Annotated in this window: 13 protein-coding genes and 1 tRNA gene; 9 read left to right on the forward strand and 5 right to left on the reverse strand. The window is 67.7% G+C overall.

The window, feature by feature from the left end:
- The first annotated feature begins 127 nt into the window (after nucleotides 1-127).
- Nucleotides 128-212, forward strand: a tRNA-Leu gene (locus BU28_RS0114645).
- A 129-nt stretch (nucleotides 213-341) separates the two neighbouring features.
- Complete coding sequence (locus BU28_RS23190) at nucleotides 342-806, forward strand: NUDIX domain-containing protein (protein WP_036763035.1); 465 nt, start codon at nucleotides 342-344, stop codon at nucleotides 804-806.
- Nucleotides 807-818: 12 nt separating this feature from the next.
- On the opposite strand, the gene BU28_RS0114655 is transcribed toward BU28_RS23190, so the two are convergent.
- Nucleotides 819-2,087, reverse strand: coding sequence for a PP2C family protein-serine/threonine phosphatase (locus tag BU28_RS0114655; protein ID WP_051578225.1), 1,269 nt, complete (start codon nucleotides 2,085-2,087; stop codon nucleotides 819-821).
- A 118-nt stretch (nucleotides 2,088-2,205) separates the two neighbouring features.
- Between BU28_RS0114655 and BU28_RS0114660 the strand changes: the two genes are divergently transcribed.
- Nucleotides 2,206-2,553: an Hpt domain-containing protein gene (locus BU28_RS0114660; RefSeq protein WP_028720141.1), complete on the forward strand. Its 348-nt coding sequence runs from the start codon at nucleotides 2,206-2,208 to the stop codon at nucleotides 2,551-2,553.
- Between the two features lie 13 nt (nucleotides 2,554-2,566).
- Here BU28_RS0114660 and ilvA read toward each other — a convergent pair whose 3' ends face one another.
- The gene (gene ilvA / locus BU28_RS0114665; protein WP_028720142.1) at nucleotides 2,567-3,805 is read right to left on the reverse strand and encodes a threonine ammonia-lyase IlvA; all 1,239 of its coding nucleotides are present in this window, start codon (nucleotides 3,803-3,805) and stop codon (nucleotides 2,567-2,569) included.
- Between the two features lie 68 nt (nucleotides 3,806-3,873).
- The gene (locus BU28_RS0114670) at nucleotides 3,874-4,617 is read right to left on the reverse strand and encodes a hypothetical protein (RefSeq protein WP_162176560.1); all 744 of its coding nucleotides are present in this window, start codon (nucleotides 4,615-4,617) and stop codon (nucleotides 3,874-3,876) included.
- A 142-nt stretch (nucleotides 4,618-4,759) separates the two neighbouring features.
- On the opposite strand from BU28_RS0114670, the gene BU28_RS0114675 reads away from it, so the two are divergent.
- The 5 genes from BU28_RS0114675 (at nucleotide 4,760) to BU28_RS0114695 (ending at nucleotide 10,342) form a co-directional block, all read left to right on the forward strand.
- Nucleotides 4,760-5,986 carry an argininosuccinate synthase gene (locus BU28_RS0114675; RefSeq protein ID WP_028720144.1) on the forward strand — a complete coding sequence of 409 codons (1,227 nt, stop codon included), beginning with the start codon at nucleotides 4,760-4,762 and terminating at the stop codon, nucleotides 5,984-5,986.
- Between the two features lie 82 nt (nucleotides 5,987-6,068).
- On the forward strand, nucleotides 6,069-6,617 hold the full coding sequence (gene mog / locus BU28_RS0114680) for a molybdopterin adenylyltransferase (RefSeq protein WP_028720145.1): 549 nt from the start codon (nucleotides 6,069-6,071) through the stop codon (nucleotides 6,615-6,617).
- 209 nt (nucleotides 6,618-6,826) lie between these two features.
- A complete protein-coding gene (locus BU28_RS0114685) occupies nucleotides 6,827-7,738 on the forward strand; it encodes a DnaJ C-terminal domain-containing protein (RefSeq protein ID WP_028720146.1) in 912 nt (303 codons plus the stop codon).
- Nucleotides 7,735-8,085, forward strand: a complete 351-nt coding sequence (locus BU28_RS0114690) for a hypothetical protein (protein WP_028720147.1) — start codon at nucleotides 7,735-7,737, stop codon at nucleotides 8,083-8,085. The genes BU28_RS0114685 and BU28_RS0114690 overlap by 4 nt, the downstream gene beginning before the upstream one ends.
- Nucleotides 8,086-8,170: 85 nt before the next feature.
- Nucleotides 8,171-10,342, forward strand: coding sequence for an esterase-like activity of phytase family protein (locus tag BU28_RS0114695; RefSeq protein WP_028720148.1), 2,172 nt, complete (start codon nucleotides 8,171-8,173; stop codon nucleotides 10,340-10,342).
- A gap of 31 nt (nucleotides 10,343-10,373) precedes the next feature.
- Here the strand turns inward: BU28_RS0114695 and ftsY are convergent, their stop codons facing one another.
- Complete coding sequence (gene ftsY / locus BU28_RS0114700; protein WP_028720149.1) at nucleotides 10,374-11,495, reverse strand: signal recognition particle-docking protein FtsY; 1,122 nt, start codon at nucleotides 11,493-11,495, stop codon at nucleotides 10,374-10,376.
- Between the two features lie 123 nt (nucleotides 11,496-11,618).
- Between ftsY and BU28_RS0114705 the strand changes: the two genes are divergently transcribed.
- Entirely contained in the window at nucleotides 11,619-11,879 is a 261-nt protein-coding gene (locus tag BU28_RS0114705; RefSeq protein ID WP_143809695.1) for a hypothetical protein, read from the forward strand.
- Nucleotides 11,880-11,935: 56 nt separating this feature from the next.
- Here the strand turns inward: BU28_RS0114705 and BU28_RS0114710 are convergent, their stop codons facing one another.
- A complete protein-coding gene (locus BU28_RS0114710) occupies nucleotides 11,936-13,132 on the reverse strand; it encodes a phosphoglycerate kinase (protein ID WP_028720151.1) in 1,197 nt (398 codons plus the stop codon).
- Nucleotides 13,133-13,166: the final 34 nt, after the last annotated feature.

Below are 13,166 nucleotides of genomic sequence, written 5' to 3' on the forward strand. Positions count from 1 at the left end.
CGAAACGACAGCCGGTTCGGCGGGCCAGAGCCATTCTAAATTAAAAAAAGGAAAGAACAGCAAAAAAACTTTGACTGGCCCATTGACGCCCCCCGCTGGTGGCTTTAATCACCCGCCCACACCACCTGCCCAGGTGGCGGAATTGGTAGACGCGCACGGTTCAGGTCCGTGTGCCGCAAGGCGTGGAGGTTCGAGTCCTCTCCTGGGCACCAAGGTAAAAACCGCGCAAGCTGAATGGCTTGCGCGGTTTTTGCATTCCGGCGCTGGGTTCCGTGCGCCCTTGACAACAGCGACCGGCGCGGCGCCCCCTGGCGGTCTGTCCGGTGTCTTGGGGATGGTTCATGATCCGACGTTTCGGCCCTCCGCCCATGCCGCGCCGCTATCGGCTGCGGCCCGGCGCCTATGCGATTCTGGTCCGCGACGGAGCGGTTCTGCTGACCTTCCAGAATCACCCCGCGCCCGAATTCCAGTTGCCCGGCGGTGGCATCGACCCCGGCGAATCGTCCCAGGCCGCGCTTCATCGCGAAGTGCGCGAGGAAACCGGCTGGACCATCGGCGGGGCGCGCTGGCTGGGCGCCTATCGCCGGCACTGCTTCATGCCCGAGTACGGGTTCTGGGCGGAAAAGCTGTGCTCGATCTGGCTGGCGCGCCCGATCCTGCGCCAGGGCCCACCGACCGAGCCGGGCCATTCCGCCCATTGGGTTCCCCTGGCCGAGGCTGCCGCGCGCCTGCCCGACCCCGGCGCCCGCGCCTTCATGCGCGCCCTTGCCCGACGTCACGGCTGGAAAGGCTTCAGAGGGCATTGAGGCATCCACGCCTCACTCTCCTGTCCCGCGCGCCGGCAGATGCTCGATCAGCACGGCCGAGACATCGTCGTTCCGCTTGCCCTCGGCATAGTTCGAGGCCGACCAGCAGATCGATTCCAGCAATGCGCTGCCGTGCAGCATGGCGTTGGTGCGCAAGATCGCCTGCAGCCCCTCGTCGGCCAGGGGTTCGCCGCGCCGGTTCTCGGCCTCGGTCAGCCCGTCCGAGGCGATGAACAGCCGGTCGCCCGGGGCCAGCGGGATCTCGATCTCTTCGAAGGCGGCGTCGGGAAAGACGCCGACCGGCATTCCGCCGGCGCCGATCTTCTGGATCGTGCCGTCCCCGCGCTGCACGACCGGATGGGGGTGGCCGGCCTGGACCAGACGCACCCGCCCCGAACGGACGTCGAGATGGGCATAGATCATCGTGAAATAGCTGTCGGTTCGCAATTCGTCGATCATCAGAGCGTTCAGCTGGGCCAGCACCTCGGCGGGCGGCCGGGCCACGGGCTGGCCCGCGTCGGTCATGCGAAAGGCGATGTTCAACTCCGGCCCCGACGACAGCAGCGAGGCGAGCCGCGCGCTGAGCAGGGCGGCCGCGATCCCGTGGCCCGCCACGTCCAGCGCGAACAGCCCCACCCGGTCCGCATCGATCTGGAAGAACCCCACCAGATCGCCCCCGATATGCTGGGCCGGCCGCATCAGCAGGGTCAGGTCGAAATCACCGAAGCGCCCGTTGCGTTCGCGCACCAGCCCCTGCTGCAGCCGCTTGGCCTCGCGCATGTCGCGGTCCAGGGCGGCCTGGGTTTCGCGCAGCTGCGCCAGCGTTTCCTTGAGCTGAGCATTGGCGCTGCGCAGGCTTTCCTCCATCCGCAGGATGCGTTCGCCGGCCGAAAGCCGTGCCAGCAACTCCGCCCCCGACACGGGCTTGGTCAGGAATTCGTCGGCGCCCGCGCGCAGCCCCTCGGCCACGTCCTTCTTGTCGGTGCGCGCGGTCAGCAGGATGAAATAGCCGTAGCGGTCCGACTGCATCTGCCGAAACCGGCGGCAGAATTCCAGGCCCGCGCTGTCGGGATTCATCCAGTCCGAAATCACGATGTCGGGCCGCCGCCGCGCGCAGATCTGCATGGCTTCGTCGAAGGTCGCGGCCTCGGCCACGTCATAGCCCGCCCGCGACAGCTGCACGGCCAGCGTGCGCCGCTGCGCCTGGCTTTCGTCAACAAGCAGCACCAGCCGCCAAAGCGGGCGCAGCACCAGGTCGTCGAGGGCGTTCGGATTCGTCATGCCCCGTCTTTAACCCCGTGGCGCTGAAGGATCCGTTAATCGCTAGAATTGTCCACATCACACGTATTCCGGGAAAAACCTGCTATTCTGTCCCAGTGATTCTGCTGAAAGTTGATCCATGTTGGACTGGAACCGCATCCGTGAACTGCGAAGCGAGGTCGGCGACGACGAGTTCCGCCTGATCCTCGAGCTGTTCCTGGATGAGGTGGAATCGGTCATCATGCGGCTGTCGTCGCAGCCCGGGCCGCAGTTGGCCAGCCAGCTGCATTTCCTGAAGGGCTGTGCCCGCAACCTTGGTTTCCAGCAGTTCGCCAGGCTTTGCGACGAAGGCGAGGCCGAGGCCATCGCCTCGGGCGTCGGCCGCGTGGACACCGATGCCCTGCTCGGCGCCTATGCCGCCTCGAAGGCGCTGATGATCGCGGGCATCGCCCGGGAATTCGGCCCGCCCGCGGCCCGCCTGGCCTGACGGGCGGCCGGCGTCAGATCAGGAATTCGGCCAGCACCGGGTCGCGCGTGATGTCGCGGTGGCCGATGCCCGCCGCCTCCAGCCGCTCGCGCAGGTGTTCCAGGTTCTCGGGCCGGGTGGTTTCGATGCCGATCAGGATCGAGCCGAAGTTGCGCGCCGATTTCTTGAGATATTCGAAGCGCGCGATATCGTCGTCCGGGCCCAGCAGTTGCAGGAAATCGCGCAGCGCGCCTGGGCGCTGGGGCATGCGCAGGATGAAATAGCGTTTCAGCCCGGAATGGCGCTGGGCGCGTTCCTTCACCTCGGGCAGGCGCTCGAAGTCGAAGTTGCCGCCCGAGCAGATGCAGACCACGCGCTTGCCGGCCAGGTCGGGAATGTCGGGCAGCACGTCCACAGCCAGGGCGCCGGCGGGTTCCAGCACGATCCCTTCGATGTTCAGCATGTCCAGCATGGTGGCGCAGATCCGATCCTCGGGCGCCAGGTGGACCTGGTCGGGGCGCTGGCCGGACAGCACCGAAAAGGGCAGGGCGCCGATCCGCGCCACGGCCGCGCCATCGACGAAATTGTCGACCGCGGGCAGGGTGACGGGCGCGCCCTGGACCAACGCGCCTTGCAGGCTGGCGCCGCCCTCGGGTTCGGCATATTCTGTCCGGCAGCCGGGTGCCAGTTCGGCGAAAAGCCGGGTAATCCCGGCCGAAAGCCCGCCGCCGCCGACCGGCAGGACCACCACGTCGGGCGGGCCATCCAGCTGCGCCAGCACCTCAAGCCCCACCGTCGCCTGGCCCTCGATCACGTCGGGGTCGTCGAAGGGCGCCAGAAAGGACGCGCCCTCGGTTCCCGCGAAATCCTGCGCCGCGGCCAGGGTCTGGTCGAAATAATCGCCCGTCAGAACGATCTCGATCGCGTCGCCGCCAAAGATGCGGGTCTTGTCGATCTTTTGCCGGGGCGTCGTCACCGGCATGAAGATGGTGCCGCGCACACCGAAGTGGCGGCAGGCATAGGCCATGCCCTGGGCATGGTTGCCGGCGCTGGCGCAGACGAAATGCCGCCCCCCCGCCGCCACCGCCTTGCGCATGGCGTTGAAGGCCCCGCGCAGCTTGTAGCTGCGCACCGGGGTCAGATCCTCGCGTTTCAGCCAGATCTCGGCGCCGTAGCGGGCCGAAAGGTGGTCGTTCTTTTGCAGGGGCGTCGGCTCGAAGAGGTCGCGCAACGCGATCCCTGCCTGGCGGACAGAGGCGGCAAAGTTTTCCATGGTGTCGCGCATGGCGCGATTTCAGGCGTTTGGCAAGGGGGATGGCCTTGGGCAGGTTGCTGCCACGCTCACCGCATCTGACATGCCATGATAATTGGCTGCGTGTTGCCAGGCATCCAAGCGAGAACTTGCGTGTCGGAAAGGAACGTGACGGAAACTGGCCGTGGGTCCAGCGGGGAAATCCTGCACCGATGATGTTCTTGTCCGTCCAGTTTGCGAGCAAGATCGGCGAGTCGGGGCAGGATGGTTGTCGATGACGCCAACGGCAGTGTTGTGAACCCGCTAAAGGGCAGAACAACGGCAAGCGCCCGCAGCAATGTCTTGCCCGCACCCGAGCCGGCAAGAACTTGCCAGACAGCCAGGCCAGCCAGCAACAGGCCCAAGGCGATGGCTATGCCAATGAAAATCCACCAAAGCGTCGTCACCGCAGTGAGCACATCGAGCGTCATCGGAAACGCTTCGGGCGCAACGCCGAAGCTCTGTGCCACGACCTTGCGCGCCTCTACCCGCGCGAGGATCGCGACCACCAGCGGCATGGCGATGGTCAGGGCAAGGCTGAATCCGGGCCAGCGATTCAGACTTTCCTTGATCGCGACGATCCAACCAAGGGCGGCGACACCACAGGCAGGGGCCAGAATGGCCAATGCTACCCGATCATACCAGCCGGGCAGGTGGGTCAACAGCAGCAGCGGCAGGAATACGACCGTGGCGACAATGGCGCTGAGCCACCAGCAGTCACGCAGGACACGTTGCAGCAGCCTGTCCACTGCTTCGAGGAGCACGGCGAAACCTTGTCGGGAAAAAGCGGGCATTGTGGTTGGGCCTCAAAAAATGCAATCAAAAGGCTGGAACGTAGGAGTTCGGCGTCGCCGTGCTCGTTTGCGCCACCCTTCCCCTTGTGACAAGCCGCGAATGGTCCTATTCCCCCGGAAACTTTGCCGAAGGGATAACCGCATGTCCGACGCGCCGAAAAAAGTCGTCCTTGCCTATTCGGGCGGGCTCGACACCTCGATCATCCTGAAATGGCTTCAGACCGAATACGGCTGCGAGGTCATCACCTTCACCGCCGACCTGGGCCAGGGCGAGGAACTGGAACCCGCGCGCGCCAAGGCCGAGCTTCTGGGCATCAAGCCGGAAAACATCCACATCGTCGACGTGCGCGAGGAGTTCGTGCGCGACTTCGTCTTTCCGATGTTCCGGGCCAATGCGGTCTACGAAGGGCTCTACCTGCTCGGCACCTCGATCGCGCGGCCGCTGATCTCCAAGCATCTGGTCGAGATCGCCCACCGCCACGGCGCCGACGCCGTGGCCCATGGCGCGACCGGCAAGGGCAACGACCAGGTCCGGTTCGAGCTTTCGGCCTATGCGCTCGACCCCTCGATCCGGGTGATCGCGCCCTGGCGGGAATGGGACCTGACCTCGCGCACCAAGCTGATCGAATTCGCCGAGGCGAACCAGATCCCGATCGCCAAGGACAAGCGCGGCGAGGCGCCCTTCAGCGTGGACGCGAACCTGCTGCACACCTCGTCCGAGGGCAAGGCGCTGGAAAACCCGGCCGAAGAAGCGCCCGACTATGTCTATCAGCGCACCGTTTCCCCCGAGGAAGCGCCGAACGAACCCGAATATGTCGAGATCGGCTTCGAGCGCGGCGATGCCACCGCCATCAACGGCGAGGCGCTGTCCCCGGCCACCATCCTGACGCGCCTGAACGAGCTTGGCGGCAAGCACGGCATCGGCCGGCTGGATTTCGTGGAAAACCGCTTCGTGGGCATGAAGTCTCGCGGCATCTACGAAACCCCCGGCGGCACCGTGCTGCTGGAAGCGCATCGCGGCATCGAGCAGATCACTCTGGACAGCGGCGCGGGCCATCTGAAGGATTCGATCATGCCGCGCTATGCCGAGCTGATCTACAACGGCTTCTGGTTCAGCCCCGAACGCGAGATGCTGCAGGCCCTGATCGACAAGAGCCAGGAACATGTCACCGGCACCGTGCGGCTGAAGCTTTACAAGGGCTCAGTGCATTGCGTGGGCCGCTGGTCGGATCATTCGCTCTACAGCGAAAAGCACGTGACCTTCGAGGACGACGCTGGCGCCTACGACCAGAAGGACGCGGCGGGCTTCATCCGCCTGAACGCCCTGCGCCTGAAGCTGGTCGCGAACCGCAACGCCCGGTTCAAGTAATCTCGGTCCCCGTCCGGGTCCGGCCAGGCCGCGGTTCGCCGCGGCCTTTTCTTTGGCGATGCGCCGCGCCAATATGGCGGACATGGACAGCGCCGACACCTCCCGCCCCGCCCGCATCGCCATCGTCACCGTCTCGGACCGCGCCAGCCGCGGCGAATATCCCGACAAGGGCGGGCCGGGGGCCGAGGACTGGCTGCGCGCCACCATCACCTCGCCGATGCAGATCACCCGCACCATCATCCCCGACGGGCGCGCAAGCGTCGCCGAAACGCTGCGGCAGCTTTGCGACGGCCTGGGCGCCGACCTGATCCTGGTCACCGGCGGCACCGGCCCCGCGCCCCGCGACGAAACGCCCGAGGCGCTGGCCGATGTCATGGACAAGGAACTGCCCGGCTTTGGCGAGGAAATGCGCCGCGCCAGCCTGCGCGAGGTGCCCACCGCGATCCTGTCGCGCCAGACGGCGGGCATCCGCGGCCGGACGCTGATGATCACCATCCCGGGCAAGCCCGCGGCCATCGCCACCTGCCTCGATGCGGTCTTTGCCGCCGTGCCCTATTGCCTGGACCTGATCGGCGCCGCGCGGATCGAAACCGATCCCGCCCGCATCAAGGCGTTCCGGCCCGGTGCCTGACCGCGCCCCACCGTCCATGTCCTGCTTTCCCGCGCGGATATCCAGGGGCAATCCGCAGGACGGCGGCAGGGCCTTGGGCCGCGCCCGCTGTCGGCGCAAAACCTCGTCAGCACGAACTGGACAAACGCCCCCGCCTTGTGTCCCATACCGGGGAACGGCGGCGGCGCGACGGGCGTTTGCCGGCCAGGAATGAAAGGACGAAGACGGCCATGGCCGATGATCCCTACAAGGCGCTGGGCCTCAGCAAGACCGCCACGCAGGACGAAATCAAAAAGGCCTATCGACGGATCGCCAAGACCGACCACCCGGACCTGAACCCCGATCCGGCGGCGCATGAACGCTTCAAGGCGGCCTCCTCGGCCTATGACCTGCTCAAGGACCCCGAACAGCGCGCCCGCTTCGACCGGGGCGAGATCGACGCCGCTGGGCAGGAACGGCCGCAGCGGCAGTATTACCGCGATTACGCCCAGGCCGGCGACAACCCCTATCGCCGGGGTACGCCCGATTTCGACGACCTGTCGGACGTGTTCTCGGACCTGTTCGGCCAGGGGGCGTCCCGTCGGCGGGGCGCGGGCGCGCGGAGCTTTGACATGCGGGGCCAGGATCAGCGCTTTACCCTGGAAATCGACTTCATGACGGCGGCGCGGGGCGGCTCGACCCGCATCACCATGCCCGACGGCGCCGTGCTCGAGGTCAAGATCCCCGAAGGCGCCCGCGACGGCCAGATCATTCGCCTGCGGGGCAAGGGCGGCCCCGGCATGGGCGACGGCGAGCCGGGCGATGCGCTGCTGACGCTGATCGTGGCCGAGGATCCCGACTGGCGGCGCGACGGCGACGACGTGGAAACCACCCTGCCCATCACCATCGACGAGGCCGTGCTGGGCGGCAAGGTCGAGGTTCAGACCATCGACGGCCCGGTGATGCTGACCGTCCCGCGCGGCGCAAGCTCGGGGCAGAAGCTGCGGCTGAAAGGGCGCGGCCTGAAGGGCGAGGGCGGACGGCGCGGCGACCAGCATGTCGTCCTGAAGATCGTGATGCCGCCTCGGGTGGACGACGAACTGGCCCGCTTCATGCAGGAATGGCGCGAAAGCCACGCCTACGATCCAAGGAGGGAAAGATGACGCGCAGGCTTCACACCCTGGCCGAGGTCCTGGCCGAACTGCCGGAGCTGTCCTCCGAGCAGATCGACCGCTATATCGCCGCGGGCGTGGTGGTGCCGGTCCAGTCCGACCACGGCCCGCTGTTTCGCGACATCGACCTGGCCCGGCTGCACCTGGTCGCCGACCTGGCCGAAGGCTATCACCTGGACGAAGAGGCGCTGAACCTGGTGCTGTCGCTGGTCGACCAGTTGCACGGGCTGCGCGGCGACATGCGCGCCATCCTCGATGCGCTCGCGCGCGAGCCGGTCGAGACGCGCGTCCGCCTGAAAACCGCGATCCGCGAGGTCCGGCTGGTGGTCCGGGGCTGATCGTCACGGAACGGTCACGGGGGCGACAAGCCCCTGTTACAACGGGGGGCGACATCCCGGCGGAAACCGAAACCCAAGGATTTCCATGCCCTTCCGCCTGACCTTCTGTTCGCTGATCGCCCTGGCCGCCGCCATGCCGGCCGCCGCCGATCCCGTCTTCAACCGCATCGCAAGCTTTGCCACCGCCGACAACATGGCGGCGGGCGAGGACCGCGCGCGCGAAACCTCGGCCGAGATCATGACCGCCACGCCCGACGGCATGATGCTGATCTATTCCGACAGCCCGCTGAAGGCGATCGGCCTGATCGACATCGCCGATCCCCGCGCGCCGAAACCCCTGGGCAACATCGCCATGCCGGGCGAGCCCACCACCACCGTGGTGCTGGACAAGACCGCCTTCGTCGGCGTCAACACCTCGGACAGCTTTACCCAGCCCTCGGGCGTGCTGGCCTCGGTCGATCTGGGCAGCAAGCGGATCGTGGCGACCTGCGACCTGGGCGGGCAGCCCGACTCGGTCGCGCTGTCGCCCGGCCACGACATGATCGCCGTGGCCATCGAGAACGAGCGCGACGAGGACGTGAACGACGGCGCCCTGCCGCAGATGCCGGCCGGCTTTGTCGTCCGCCTGCCGGTCAAGGACGGCCAGGTCGATTGCGCGAACCTTGAGCGGATCGACCTGACCGGCCTTGCCGCCGAGGGCGGCGACGATCCCGAGCCGGAATATCTCGATTTCAACGCCGATGGCGATCTGGTCGTCACGCTGCAGGAAAACAACCATATCGCGGTGATCGGCGCCGACGGCACCATTGCCGCGCATTTCAGTGCCGGCACGGTCGATCTGGACGGCATCGACACCGAAAAGGACGGCAAGCTGGACTTTACCGGCAGCCTGCGGGGCGTGCCGCGCGAACCCGACACCGTGGCCTGGCTTGACAACGACCATTTCGCCACCGCGAACGAGGGGGATTACAAGGGCGGCTCGCGCGGCTTCACCATCTGGAACCGCGACGGCACGGTCGTCCACGAATCCGGCCCCGCCTTCGAACACGAGCTGATCCGCATCGGCCACTACCCCGAAAAGCGGTCGGACAAGAAGGGCGTCGAGCCCGAGGCGCTGAAATACGCCGAGTTCGACGGCCAAAAGCTGCTGTTCGTCGGTTCGGAACGCGGCAGCGCCATCGCGGTCTATGACGTGGCGGACCCGGCGAATCCCAGCCTGAAACAGATCCTGCCCTCGGGCATCGGGCCCGAAGGGCTGGTTGCGATCCCGCAGCGCAACCTGTTCGCCAGCGCCAACGAAACCGACCTGCGCGAGGACGGCGGCGCCCGGGCCCATGTGATGATCTTTGAACGGGCCGAAGGCGCGCCGGCCTATCCCGCCCTGATCTCGGACGAGGTGATCGGCTGGGGCGCGCTGTCGGGCCTGACCGTCGATCCGGCCGATCCGGCGGTGCTGTTTGCCGTCAGCGACAGCGTCTACAAGGACCAGCCGGCGATCTACCGCATCCAGACCGGCACGACCCCGGCGCGCATCACGCAAAAGATCACCGTGACCGAAGGGGGCAAGCCCGCCGCCGGGCTCGACCTTGAAGGGATCGCCGCGGATGGGCAGGGCGGCTTCTGGCTGGCCAGCGAAGGCAATGCCGAAAAGGGCCTGACGCACCGCATCCTGCATGTGAACGGCGCGGGCGCGGTTCTGGCCCAGGTCGAACTGCCCACTGAACTGACCGCCGGCGCCACCCGCTTTGGCCTGGAAGGCATCGCCCGGGCGGCCGACGGCACGTTGTGGATGGCCGTCCAGCGCGAATGGAAGGACGATCCCAAGGGCCAGGTCAAGCTGCTGCGCCATGACCCGGCGACCGGCGAATGGTCTGCCGTCCGGTATCCGCTGGAAGCCGGCGAAGGCTGGGTCGGCCTGTCCGAGATCGCGATCCACAAGGATCGCCTGTATCTGATCGAACGCGACAACCTGATCGGCGACAAGGCGCGGCTGAAACAGGTGACTTCGGTTGCGCTGGGCGGGCTGAAGCCCGCGGCGCTTGGGGGCGACCTGCCGCTGGTCGACAAGCAGGTGGTCCGCGACCTGATCCCCGATCTCAAGCGCTGGAACGGCTATGTCCAGGACAAGGTCGAGGGCATGGCGATTTCGCCCGACGGCACGGTCTGGGTCGTGACAGACAACGACGGCGTGGACGATGCCTCGGGCGAGACGCTGTTCTGGTCCTTCGGCCTCGAGACCCAGACGGCGGCCCGATAGGCCGGGCAGGGCGGGGGGGCGTCCCCCCGCCTTATTCCCCCAGGCCCACCAGCGCGCGGGCAAAGTCCCGCGCGTCGAAGGCGTCCAGGTCGTCGATCTGCTCGCCGACGCCGATCGCATGGATCGGCAGGCCGAAGCGGTCGGCCAGCGCCACCAGCACGCCGCCGCGGGCCGTCCCGTCCAGTTTGGTCATGACCAGCCCCGACACATCCGCCAGCTTCTGGAAGGTCTCGACCTGGCTCAGCGCGTTCTGCCCGGTGGTCGCGTCCAGCACCAGAAGGGTGTTGTGTGGCGCCGAAGGGTCCTTCTTGCGGATGACGCGGACGATCTTGGCCAGCTCCTCCATCAGGTCCTGGCGGTTCTGCAGCCGGCCGGCGGTGTCGATCATCAGCAGGTCGGCGCCCTCGGCCTCGGCCCGGTTCATCGCGTCATAGGCCAGGCTCGCGGGGTCCGAGCCCTCGGGCGCGGTCATCACCGGAACGCCCGCGCGCCTGCCCCAGACCTGCAACTGTTCCACCGCCGCCGCGCGAAAGGTATCGCCCGCCGCGATCACCACGTTCTTGCCCGCCGCCTTGAACTGGCTGGCGAGCTTGCCGATGGTCGTGGTCTTGCCCGATCCGTTCACCCCCACCACCAGCACCACCTGCGGCCGCTTGGGATAGATCGGCAGCGGCTTGGCGACCGGCTCCATGATCCGGGCGATCTCTCCGGCCAGCAGCTCCTTGAGCTCGGTGGCCGAGATGCGCCGCCCCATCCGCCCCTCGGCGATGTTGGCGGTGACGCGCAGGGCGGTTTCCACCCCCATGTCGGCCTGGACCAGCATGTCCTCCAGGCTTTCCAGCATCTCGTCGTCCAGTTCGCGCCGGGGCTCGGCGACAGCGGCCCCGCCCCCGAACAGGCGGCCCAGCAGGCCAGGGCGCGCGGCGGGGGCCGCCGGATCGGCTGCAGGCTCGGCCGGCTCGGGCAGCCGCACCGGCATGGGCTGGGCCGTGGGCGCCGGGGCGGGGGCCAGCCCCTCGGTCATGGGCGGTTCCGCCCGGCCGGGCACCGGCTGTTCCTGATCCGCGCCTTCCGAGACGATATCCTCAAGCCCCGCGCCGATCTTGGACGAGGACCGCGTCAGCCGGTCGCGCAGTTTCGAGAAGAAAGACATCAGCCCACCCTTGTTCCTGTGGCCCAGAACCTAGGCTTTCCGCGCCGAAAGGAAAAGGGCAGCATCGCCGCGCTGCCGGAACCCGCGCGCACAGCCCGCGTTGACAGCGACAAGGAGGATGCCATGTCCCACAACACCGAACCCGAACGCGCCGCGAGGCGCCATCCCGGCCCGATCATCGGCATCGCCGTGGCGCTTCTTGCCGCCGCCGCCGCCTGGTTCTGGTGGATGGGCGCCGAGCCGCGCGAGGAAGGCGATGTCAGCCGCATCGAATCCACGCAGGCCCCGGCCGGCGGCGCCGAAAACGTGCGCGAAGGCTCGCCCGCGCCCGGAACGCCGGCCACGGGCGCACCGCCCGAACCGGCCCAGCCGGCGGCCAACTAGCGCGAATGAAAAAGGGGGCGTCGACGGCCCCCTTCCTTCATGGCTGCCCAAGGGGATCAGCGCCGTTCCAGCGCCGCGACACCGGGCAGTACCTTGCCCTCCATCCATTCCAGGAAGGCGCCGCCGGCGGTCGAGATGAAGGTGAAGTCGCCCGCCACGCCGGCCTTGTTCAGCGCCGCGACCGTATCGCCGCCGCCGGCCACCGAAATCAGCTTGCCTTCGCGCGTCAGCCGCGCCGCCTCTTGCGCGGCGGCATTGGTCGCGGCGTCGAAGGGGGCGATCTCAAAGGCGCCCAGCGGGCCGTTCCAGATCAGCGTGCGCGAGGCCTCGAAGACCTCGCGGATCTTCGCCACGGTCTGCGGCCCGGCGTCCAGGATCATCGCATCGGCCGGGCAGGCGGTCGCGGCGACCGTCTCGTTCTCGGCTCCGGCCTTGAACTCGCGCGCCACCACCACGTCGACCGGCAGGTGAATCGCGCAGCCTGCACCCTGGGCCTTGTCCAGGATCTCGCGCGCGGTGTCGGCCATGTCGCGTTCGGCCAGCGACGTGCCGACCTCGATGCCCTGGGCCACCAGGAAGGTGTTGGCCATGCCGCCGCCGATCACCAGGTGGTCCACCTTGGAGATCAGGTTGCCCAGCAGGTCCAGCTTGGTCGAGACCTTGGCCCCGCCCACCACCGCGACGACCGGGCGCTGCGGATTGCCAAGCGCCGCGTCCAGCGCCTTGAGTTCCGCCTCCATCAGCCGGCCCGCGGCCGAGGGCAGCAGCCGCGCGATCCCTTCGGTCGAGGCATGGGCCCGGTGCGCGGCCGAGAATGCGTCATTGACATAGGCCTGCCCCAGCGCGGCCAGCGAGGCGGCGAAGGTGGGGTCGTTCGCCTCTTCGCCGGGATAGAAGCGGGTGTTTTCCAGCAGGGCCACGTCGCCGGGGCGCAGGTCGGCCACGACGCGCTTGGCGGGACCGCCGATGGCCTCGTCGGCGAACTTGACGGTCTGGCCCAGGGCCTTTTCCAGCGCGGGGATGACGACCTTCAGGCTCATCGCATCGACACGCTTGCCCTTGGGCCGGTCGAAATGGGCCAGCAGGACCGGGATGCCGCCCCGCGCCTGGATGTCCTTGACCGTCGGCACGATCTTTTCGATCCGGGTGGCGTCGGTCACCTGTCCGTTTTCCACCGGGACGTTCACGTCCACGCGGGTCAGGACCACCTTGCCATCAAGGTCGAGGTCGTCGATCGTGTTGAAATCCGCCATGGGTCTCCCTTTCCTGATGGGCCTCACGCTGCCG

Origin of the sequence: Paracoccus yeei ATCC BAA-599 (assembly GCF_000622145.1) — a bacterium.
Taxonomy (GTDB): Bacteria; Pseudomonadota; Alphaproteobacteria; order Rhodobacterales; family Rhodobacteraceae; genus Paracoccus; species Paracoccus yeei.

Excerpts from the sequence above, each read along its gene's own strand:
- BU28_RS0114655 (WP_051578225.1), bottom strand. The coding sequence starts at position 2,087 with ATGACGAATCCGAACGCCCTCGACGACCTGGTGCTGCGCCCGCTTTGG.
- ilvA (WP_028720142.1), bottom strand. The coding sequence starts at position 3,805 with ATGGAAAACTTTGCCGCCTCTGTCCGCCAGGCAGGGATCGCGTTGCGC.
- mog (WP_028720145.1), top strand. The coding sequence starts at position 6,069 with ATGGACAGCGCCGACACCTCCCGCCCCGCCCGCATCGCCATCGTCACC.
- BU28_RS0114675 (WP_028720144.1), top strand. The coding sequence starts at position 4,760 with ATGTCCGACGCGCCGAAAAAAGTCGTCCTTGCCTATTCGGGCGGGCTC.
- BU28_RS0114670 (WP_162176560.1), bottom strand. The coding sequence starts at position 4,617 with ATGCCCGCTTTTTCCCGACAAGGTTTCGCCGTGCTCCTCGAAGCAGTG.
- BU28_RS23190 (WP_036763035.1), top strand. The coding sequence starts at position 342 with ATGATCCGACGTTTCGGCCCTCCGCCCATGCCGCGCCGCTATCGGCTG.
- BU28_RS0114660 (WP_028720141.1), top strand. The coding sequence starts at position 2,206 with ATGTTGGACTGGAACCGCATCCGTGAACTGCGAAGCGAGGTCGGCGAC.
- BU28_RS0114705 (WP_143809695.1), top strand. The coding sequence starts at position 11,619 with ATGTCCCACAACACCGAACCCGAACGCGCCGCGAGGCGCCATCCCGGC.
- BU28_RS0114690 (WP_028720147.1), top strand. The coding sequence starts at position 7,735 with ATGACGCGCAGGCTTCACACCCTGGCCGAGGTCCTGGCCGAACTGCCG.
- ftsY (WP_028720149.1), bottom strand. The coding sequence starts at position 11,495 with ATGTCTTTCTTCTCGAAACTGCGCGACCGGCTGACGCGGTCCTCGTCC.
- BU28_RS0114695 (WP_028720148.1), top strand. The coding sequence starts at position 8,171 with ATGCCCTTCCGCCTGACCTTCTGTTCGCTGATCGCCCTGGCCGCCGCC.
- BU28_RS0114685 (WP_028720146.1), top strand. The coding sequence starts at position 6,827 with ATGGCCGATGATCCCTACAAGGCGCTGGGCCTCAGCAAGACCGCCACG.
- BU28_RS0114710 (WP_028720151.1), bottom strand. The coding sequence starts at position 13,132 with ATGGCGGATTTCAACACGATCGACGACCTCGACCTTGATGGCAAGGTG.